The sequence below is a fragment of the Rhodococcus sp. AW25M09 genome (assembly GCF_000333955.1).
GTDB lineage: Bacteria > Actinomycetota > Actinomycetes > Mycobacteriales > Mycobacteriaceae > Rhodococcoides.
In genome coordinates this window covers 1-8495 of sequence record NZ_CAPS01000142.1, presented here as the reverse complement: position 1 = coordinate 8495, position 8495 = coordinate 1, and the positions used below count along the sequence as shown (strand labels likewise).

Here is an 8495-nt window from a genome sequence, read left to right as displayed (position 1 = left end):
CACACGGGGACCGATGCGGCCGTGCACGACGTAGCTGCGAAACCGAGCTCGCTCGTCGGCGTCGCCGACTATTGACGGTTTCGGCACCGACCTCCCAACCCACCTAGCAACTACCGGCATCGCTGACGCCTTGGCGAAGAGATCAGGGCCAAGCGAGAGATGGTGTGTATCGAACATCCTCTCCACACGCTCAAACCGATTGATTCACGTTGCGACAGTGTTTCTGTTGGTCGAGTCCGCCGGTGGAGCAGAACGATCTCGGGAGCGCGGACCCGTAGGTTTTCGCTGGCCGGGAATAGACCTATCCCCATAGGGATCGTCGCTCGGTGTGAGTGAAGGTGAAGATGCTTGCAAGCAGGCTGATGGCTGCGGTAACCAGGAGTACTTGAGGTCCGGTGATCGCGGCACCGATCAGAGCCCCGGCTGCGCCTCCGGCTGCGAAGGACCCGAGAAGCATTGCATAGCAAAGCCAGTCGAGGTAAGTACCGCCGCCCAGTAGGTGTCTTTCGATCCCTTGGCCCAGTTTGACGACGGTGCCGGTGACGTAGCTCAGGGGGATGTAGGTTTCTTCTCGTTTCGTGAATGCTGTGTTGAGCGCGCCGAGAGCGAACGCAACCAACAGAATGGGATAGAAATTTACGTCGTCGGACGCCCAGCCGGATATCCCGATATCGATGAGCCCTGCCGCGGCGAGGGCGATGGTCGTGACAACTGTTGCTCCGTGTGGGTGATTGGACCAGTATCGGCGGCGGCAGATCGACGCGATCACCACTCCCGCCAGAAAGGCACCCATCAAAGCCAGCGCCGCCCACGGCGATGCGCCGGGTGCAACGGGCTTACCTTCCGGACTGCCGAAATGCCCGATGACGGCGCGTTCGGTGTTGCCGGTCATGAACGTCACGAAATACCCCGCCGAATGCAGAAATGCGACAGCACCCACCATTCCGGCCAGCGCGGACAGTATCCACGACAGTCGCGCCTCCGCGCCGACGGCTGTTTCGCGGCTGAGTGCCACAGAAGATGTCATGCAACCAAGTCTCCCGGCCGTGTACGGAGCCGCAAGTCGATGAGGTGCAGCTCACTCGGCGGTTCTTCGGTGTTCGTATTCCCTTCGGAAGCAATCGAACTCCCACCTGCACCTCGTCTGCCGACCTCGGTGACAAGCCCACCCAGCGGTGTAATTTGCGTGCTCAAGTAGCACGAACTCGCGGCCCATCCGCGCGTGGTCAGTTCCATCCCTGTGGATCGGTGGGCGGCACAGTGTCCGGATATCAGCCGATGAGTCGGAAGGCTTCCGTCCCGCCGAGATGTGGGAACGCTGGCGTACTGTCCTGCGGTTCTATCGCTACCCCTCGACGCTACTACTCACCGAGCACGTACCGGGGGAGACTTTTCCCGGTATGTGCAGGTGGCCGGTGCGTCCAGGCCCCGTCGCCGTTCCGATCGACCGGTGGGGTCGTGCCGTTTCCCGCCGACCCGATGCCCCAGGTAGCGGTCGGGGCGGTCATCGCTGCTCACCGCTCCGGGCGACTGCCCCGGCGCGATCCACGCCCGCCCCTGTCGTGGCGACGCGGTCGTGGCGAGCGGGAAACTGACGTCACCGGCACACCACCGCACCCGGTGTCAGCTGCACCAGGCTCGGACTACTAGCTAATCGGTGTCGATGCCCGCCGCCGTGCCCACGCCGCTCTGGCCGATGTGCCTGACCTCGTCGATGATCTCGAGTATCGGATCGAGACTCTGATGCACCGCACCCTGGAACTACTAGACATCGAGCCGGACGCCGAAGCGTCCGTCGAATGGGTCGGCGAACAGTGACCGACACGGACGATCCGCCAACGCCAACGCCAACGCCAACGCCGAAGTCCGTGCGCCGACGTCACGGTTTGTCGGTGCCGGGTCGTCCCGCCGCGGGGCCTCGCTTCTTGATCGAGCGCGTGCGATCGACTGCTTCGATGTCCGCATTGATGGTTCGGCGGAGCTTCCTCAGGGTCAGTGCCGACAGCGGCAGGCTTGCTGCAAGTGCGCCAAGCAGTACCAACACGAAGGAAATGTCAAGGCTCGTCAGTGCGTCGACGGCCAAAAGCACTCCTGCGGCGACACACACGAAGAGCAGGCGTGCACCGTTGTAGGCCAGCACATGAAGGGCAAGCTGCCCGCGAGCAGTTGAGGGTGCGCGGAACACCGGCATCGGCCGTCCTGTCGTGCGTAGGGGCTTCCTGGGACCTTGATTCAAATACTATGGTGCATAGTATTTGATGGAGGAGCAATATGAACAGCAGCAGAAACCCCGCCCGAGGCCGACGGAGCTCGACTCGGCGATCACGCCCAGCCGGAGTGCCCGGGGGCGTGCGCGCTCCCTGGGCGGTGATAGGCGCGGGTGTCGTCATCGTCGTGCTCGTCGGTGCGATCGGATACAACCTGGCCCCCCGCGTCCTCGAACGCAATCAGGCCGAGCGGTTCGCGCCGACCGCCGACGACCCGGACCCCTCCCGCGGCATCGACGGCGTCGTCGAGGTCGAGTATCCGGCCGCGCGGCACGTCGAACCAGCTCAGAGAGTTGCCTACGATCAGAGTCCGCCGTTCGGCGGCCCTCACGACCAGACCTGGGCGACGTGTACCGGAGTGGTGTACCCCGTCCCGCTACGCAGCGAGAACGCGGTTCATTCGCTCGAACACGGGGCGGTGTGGGTGACGTACGACCCGAACCGGGTCTCCTCCGACGAGGTCGGTTCACTCGCCGGGCGGGTCGAGGGCGAGCCCTACACGATGATGTCGCCCTACCCGGGCCTGACGGCACCGATCACGCTGCAGTCGTGGGGCCATCGACTCGAGCTCGACAATGCCTCCGACCGGCGCATCACTCAGTTCGTCGCTGCTCTGCGACAGAACCCCTCGACCCACCCCGAGAGCGGAGCCAGTTGCTCGACCATTCCCGGCGCGTTCGATCCCGACAACCCGCCGCCGTTCGACGCCAGCGAGCCAGGACCGGACGCGGTGCCCCTCGAGGAAGACCCGGCCCTCGACAGTGCGCCAGCGCCGATGGGGGAGGGGAGTCGATGACCGTGCACGGCCAGGCCGACGATGCCCAGATCGACGATGCACAGAACGACAGTGCACAGAATGACGCCGCGGAAACGGGACCCAGATCCAGGCCCAGGGCACTGCTCATCGGCTTGGCGGTGACAGCTCTCGTCCTGTCCGGCGTCCTCATCGGCGTACTGCTCACACCGGACAGCGCACGAGTGGCCGTACCGGCATCGAATTCGGTGGATGTGGGTTTCGCGCAGGACATGTCGGTCCATCACAACCAGGCGATCGAGATGTCGGCGATGGCGTTGGGACGCTCGACGGATCCGGTCATCCGGACCCTCGCCTTCGACGTGTTGACCTCGCAGCAGAGCCAAGTCGGCACGATGCAAGGCTGGTTGACACTGTGGGACAGGCCATATCTGCCCGACGGCCCGACGATGACGTGGATGACCGGGGCCAGCTCGACAGGGGGTCACCCGATGGACATGAGCGCGTCCGCGAACGACAGCGGACAGGACGCGACGTCGATGCCCGGCATGGCCAGTACCGCCGAGCTGACGGCACTTCGCCGGATGAACGCCGAAGAATTCGACGGCCGGTATCTACAACTGCTCCGCCGCCACCATCGTGGGGGAATCCCGATGGCAGAGCAGGGAGCAGCAAACGCGACAGTTCCCGCTGTCGCCGCGCTCGCGGGCTCGATCGCCTCCGCGCAAACCGCCGAGGTCGGTCAGATCGATGTCCTGCTGAGCGCACACGGGGTCTCACCGTTGCCGGAGAGCTGACGCCGATATCTAAATACTATGTTGCATAGTAATAACGATTGGGATGACCCCCATGACCGGCATCGGCACGCATGAAAAGGCGTCGAATCGTCGAGTTACTGTGCAAAGCACTCACTTTCGACGCCGAATCGATAGGCGAAACAGCGACGAATGCAGTCGAGAGTGTGACAGAAGGGGCTTGTGGTGTCGATGGGATCACGCAACACTGACCCACGGCCGACACGGCATCCACTGCGATCGTGACCGGCATTCAACGAGAAGGGTGGGGTGACCACGTGAACAACGCGGGAAAGACGACGCCGAGCGGCGGGCGACGTCGCGCATGCCGAGGTGCGCGGACATACGTGATCGTCGGTGCCGCACTCGGTGCGGTGTTCCTGCACGCCCCGGTAGCCGAAGCGAATCCGGGTCAACCGGCCGTGGAGTCCGGGACGAGGTCGAAGGTCAGCAGACCGCCGACGCCGTCAGCCGGTTGATCCGCCTGGCCGATCGGGCCGCGACAATCGGTACCGATCCGATCGCGGTGGCAGACCTCGCAGCCTTCGCATCCTCGACGTGGGCCGCCGCCCAGGCCGGCGGCGTCATCGCGGACACCGCCGGCCCGGTGTCCGCGTCGGCAGGATGCATCGTCGACGCCATCGCCCGTGGAGTCTCGAATGCCCCGGCGCAGTCCCTGTCCTGCCTGGCCCCGTTGGCGACTCTCGACCCACTCCTGGCCCTTCGTATCGCCGCATCGCTCCAGGTCGACGCCCTCGACCCCGCAGTCCCGCATGACGGCGACCGAGGTGGGGAACAGGATCCGGTGACGGGCAACACCGGCCGCGATTCGCCCGTGCCCGGCACCACCGACACCCCTCCCGCATCCGAGACGACCGCGCCCGAAGATTCTGTTCCTGATGCAGCACAGCAGCGCGGTTCCACGTCCGGTGGCTCGGCCACCTCCCGAGGTACTGCGTCTGCTGTCGCACCCAGCAGCGGACTGGTCACCTCGAATTTCGGCACCCGAAGCGGGACACAACACGGCGGTGTCGACATCGCCGACTCACTGGGCTCACCGATCGTCGCCGCGGCCGATGGAACGGTCATCAGCGCCGGGCCCGCACAGGGCTTCGGGCTGTGGGTTCGGATCAGACACGACGATGGATCGATCACCACCTACGGGCACAACAACGGAAATTCGGTCACGGTGGGTCAGCGCGTCCGTAAGGGCGATCGGATTGCAGAGGTCGGGAACCGCGGTAACTCGACGGGTCCGCATCTGCATTTCGAGGCGACTTCTCCCGCGGGACAGAAGGTCGATCCGCAAGCCTGGCTCGGTGAGCGTGGAGCCAGAATCGGGGTGGGCACACGTGCGCGATGAATGCGCCCGATCAGGCCCTTGCCAGTAAGCGCGATCAGGCGATGAGCTCGCGGCAGTCCCCGAGCGCGGGACGGCCGCGACAGCTCAGGTCCGTTGACTGGTCTCGCTACCGATCTTTTTCAGAAAGTCGTTGTAGGCGTTGAGTTCGCTGTACCCGTCTTCTTCGGCGTGCCGGTCCGCGGCAGCCGATTCCTCCTTTTCGTCCCGGTTCCACCGAATGCAGAAGATGAGCACCACCAGCAGGGCCACCGGCTCACCGTAGGACCACGCAAGCGCCCCGGCGAGCTTCTGATCGGATACCGGATCGACACCCCACTGCGGGGGAGGGGAGGCGAACGTGGCGAGCATGGGGGTGCTCGACATCATCAGGATGACACCGAAGAACACATGCAACGGCATCTCGACGAACAGGTCGAACAACCGGCCCAGATTGCTCTGCCGAACGGGGAGGGGGCCGACGGCGAGCACAGGGATGATGAACAGCAGCCCGCTGGCGAAGAAGAAGATCTCCATCGATACGTGCCCGATGACTGTGATGGCGAGAACATCGAAGATCGACGACAGATACAGCCCGTAATAGCTGAAGAGGAACAACGGGATCGTCAGACCTGGATGTAGTGCGATGCGCCCGGCGCGGCTACGCAACCCCGTCAGCGCCGCGATCAGTACCCACCGCCCGGCTCCGTGATGAGCGGTGGCACGCAACAGAAGTCGTCCGGGCGAACCCACCACCAACAACGGTGGGATGGTCATCGACAACGTCAGATGCTGGAACATGAAGACGCTGAACAGGCTGTATCCGTAGCGTTCGACCTGCAGTCCGGTCACCAGGACCAGCGCCGCGCAGCCGAGCAGAAAACTCGCACTCCGCCACCGTGACCATGCGATACCCCGGCCGCGGATCCGGTAGAGCCCCCAGCAGTACAGTCCGGCCATGACGATGCCGGCGATCGGCAGGATCGGGAGCGGCGGAAGATCGAAGCTCAGCAACGCTGCCAGGGTCGGCGGGCCTTCCGGGGGAGTTACGGCGGCGATGTTCATCGGGCCCCTGTCATTGCTTGTCCTTGCCTCGGATCACCAACGTCAGGGCGATGGCAGCGAGACCGAGGACAGTCAGGCCCACGATGGAGAGCAGCATCATGGTGTTCTGTTTCGGTGGCCGGTCCTCGCTGGCGGACGGGTTGTTCGGATCGTAGGCCTGCGTCGGCGTGGTCGAGGGAGCCGGCGAGGTCGCACCGCCCTGCGATTGCTGTGCAGCAGCGTCCGGGCGGGTGGCGGTCTCCGCGACGTCGACCGAAAAGCCGTACGACCCGGTGATCGGGTGCCCGTCCGCGGAGGTGACGCGGTAGCCGACGGTGTACTGCCCGTTGGGTAGGCCGTCCTCGAGCAGGACCGATACGTCGGGGCCCTCGACCGTGGCCGTACCCTGCGTCCACTGAGTATCGCCAGGACCTACCACGCTGATGGTCGCGAACGATTCGTTGATGTCCTGATTGAACTTGAGGCCGACGCCGATCGGTGCGAACTCGAGCGTCACATCGGCCGGGGGGTCGGAGCTGACGAGTTCACTGTGCGCCGATGCCGGGGCCGCGGAGAACAGTGCTGTGCCGCACATGAGCACGGCGACCAGCATCCATCGTTTCACGTTCGGTTCTCCTCTGGTCGTACTGATTCTCCTTACTACTATGCGCACTAGTAGTAAGGGGGTGTGAGCCTACGGGGGTCGGTCGACCGTGTTACTTGTCGACGTCCGGCCGTTTCGATACGTCCGGTCCGGCAATCGCTTCGGTGATCACTTCCGAGGGCGCGATCGAATCCGAGTGCGGGCCACCGACGTGCTGCTCGGCGCGGATGCGTTCGACCATGTGCGGATAGTGCAGCTCGAACGCCGGCCGCTCGGAGCGGATCCGGGGCATCTCGATGAAATTGTGCCGCGGGGGTGGGCAACTGGTCGCCCACTCGAGGGAGTTACCGAAGCCCCAGGGGTCGTCGACGGTGACCACTTCGCCGTAGCGGTAGCTCTTGAACACGTTCCAGATGAACGGCAGCGTCGAGGCCCCGAGGACGAACGATCCCACGGTCGAGATCTGGTTGAGGGTGGTGAATCCGTCGGACGGGAGGTAGTCGGCGTAGCGGCGCGGCATTCCTTGGGCGCCGAGCCAGTGCTGGACGAGGAAGGTGGCGTGGAAGCCGAGGAACGTCAGCCAGAAGTGCCACTTGCCCAGTCGTTCGTCGAGCATGCGGCCGGTCATCTTGGGGAACCAGAAGTAGATGCCGGCGTAGGTCGCGAACACGACCGTTCCGAACACGACGTAGTGGAAGTGCGCGACGACGAAGTAGGTGTCGGTGACGTTGAAGTCGATGGGCGGGCTCGCCAGGAGCACTCCGGACAGTCCACCGAAGACGAACGTGATCAGGAATCCGATGGAGAAGAGCATGGGGGATTCGAGGGTGACCTGGCCGCGCCACATGGTGCCGATCCAGTTGAAGATCTTCACCCCGGTCGGCACGGCGATGAGGAAGGTCATGAACGAGAAGAACGGCAGCAGCACGGCACCGGTGGCGTACATGTGGTGCGCCCACACCGCGATGGACAGGGCGGCGATGCCGACGGTGGCGTAGATCAACCCCTTGTACCCGAAGATGGGTTTGCGGGAGAAGACCGGGAAGATCTCCGAGACGATTCCGAAGAACGGTAGCGCGATGATGTAGACCTCGGGGTGTCCGAAGAACCAGAACAGGTGCTGCCAGAGCAACGCTCCGCCGTTGGCGGGATCGAAGATGTGGGTGCCGAGTTTACGGTCGGCGAGCAGGCCCATCAGTGCTGCGGTCAGCAGTGGGAACGCCAGCAGGATCAAGATCGAGGTCACCAGGATGTTCCAGGTGAAGATCGGTAGCCGGAACATCGTCATTCCCGGTGCGCGCAGGCACACCACGGTGGTGACCATGTTGACCCCGCCCAGGATGGTGCCCAGGCCGGCGACGAGCAGGCCCACGATCCACAGGTCGGATCCGATACCGGGGGAGTAGACGGCGCTGCTCAACGGGGTGTACGCGGTCCAGCCGAAGTCTGCGGCACCGCCGGGGCTGATGAAACCTGCGGTGGTGACCAGTGCGCCGAACAGGTACAGCCAGTAGGAGAAGGCATTGAGCCGGGGGAAGGCGACATCGGGTGCGCCGATCTGCAGCGGCAGGATGTAGTTGCCGAAGCCGAAGACGATCGGGGTGGCGTAGAGCAGCAGCATGATCGTGCCGTGCATGGTGAAGAGCTGGTTGTACTGCTCGTTGGAGAGGAACTGCATTCCCGGGACCGCGAG

At 64.3% G+C, this 8495-nt stretch carries 9 protein-coding genes; 4 read left to right on the top strand and 5 right to left on the bottom strand.

The window, feature by feature from the left end; all coding sequences use genetic code 11:
- Positions 1–301 precede the first annotated feature (301 nt).
- Together RHODMAR_RS25245 and RHODMAR_RS25240 are read right to left on the bottom strand one after the other, a co-directional pair.
- The gene (locus RHODMAR_RS25245; protein ID WP_008720488.1) at positions 302–1027 is read right to left on the bottom strand and encodes a YoaK family protein; all 726 of its coding nucleotides are present in this window, start codon (positions 1025–1027) and stop codon (positions 302–304) included.
- Positions 1028–1879: 852 nt separating this feature from the next.
- Positions 1880–2191 (bottom strand): DUF4229 domain-containing protein, encoded by a 312-nt coding sequence (locus RHODMAR_RS25240; protein WP_008720486.1) that lies wholly within the window; start codon positions 2189–2191, stop codon positions 1880–1882.
- An 80-nt stretch (positions 2192–2271) separates the two neighbouring features.
- Here RHODMAR_RS25240 and RHODMAR_RS25235 point away from each other — a divergent pair, with 80 nt between their 5' ends.
- The 4 genes from RHODMAR_RS25235 to RHODMAR_RS25225 all read left to right on the top strand — a co-directional run bounded on the left by RHODMAR_RS25235 (position 2272) and on the right by RHODMAR_RS25225 (position 5178).
- Positions 2272–3063 (top strand): DUF3105 domain-containing protein, encoded by a 792-nt coding sequence (locus tag RHODMAR_RS25235; protein WP_032373348.1) that lies wholly within the window; start codon positions 2272–2274, stop codon positions 3061–3063.
- Positions 3060–3818 (top strand): DUF305 domain-containing protein, encoded by a 759-nt coding sequence (locus tag RHODMAR_RS25230; protein ID WP_008720482.1) that lies wholly within the window; start codon positions 3060–3062, stop codon positions 3816–3818. Before RHODMAR_RS25235 ends, RHODMAR_RS25230 begins: the two co-directional genes overlap by 4 nt.
- A gap of 239 nt (positions 3819–4057) precedes the next feature.
- Positions 4058–4294, top strand: a complete 237-nt coding sequence (locus RHODMAR_RS29285) for a hypothetical protein (protein WP_232433764.1) — start codon at positions 4058–4060, stop codon at positions 4292–4294.
- The gene (locus tag RHODMAR_RS25225) at positions 4291–5178 is read left to right on the top strand and encodes a M23 family metallopeptidase (protein WP_008720480.1); all 888 of its coding nucleotides are present in this window, start codon (positions 4291–4293) and stop codon (positions 5176–5178) included. The genes RHODMAR_RS29285 and RHODMAR_RS25225 overlap by 4 nt, the downstream gene beginning before the upstream one ends.
- Before the next feature lie 84 nt (positions 5179–5262).
- On the opposite strand, the gene RHODMAR_RS25220 is transcribed toward RHODMAR_RS25225, so the two are convergent.
- From RHODMAR_RS25220 to ctaD, 3 genes are all read right to left on the bottom strand, one after another.
- Entirely contained in the window at positions 5263–6219 is a 957-nt protein-coding gene (locus RHODMAR_RS25220) for a cytochrome c oxidase assembly protein (RefSeq protein ID WP_008720478.1), read from the bottom strand.
- A 10-nt stretch (positions 6220–6229) separates the two neighbouring features.
- Entirely contained in the window at positions 6230–6823 is a 594-nt protein-coding gene (locus RHODMAR_RS25215) for a copper resistance CopC family protein (protein WP_008720475.1), read from the bottom strand.
- A 91-nt stretch (positions 6824–6914) separates the two neighbouring features.
- Positions 6915–8495, bottom strand: a 1581-nt coding sequence (ctaD, locus tag RHODMAR_RS25210) for an aa3-type cytochrome oxidase subunit I (protein WP_008720473.1), incomplete at its 5' end; no start/stop codon positions are given.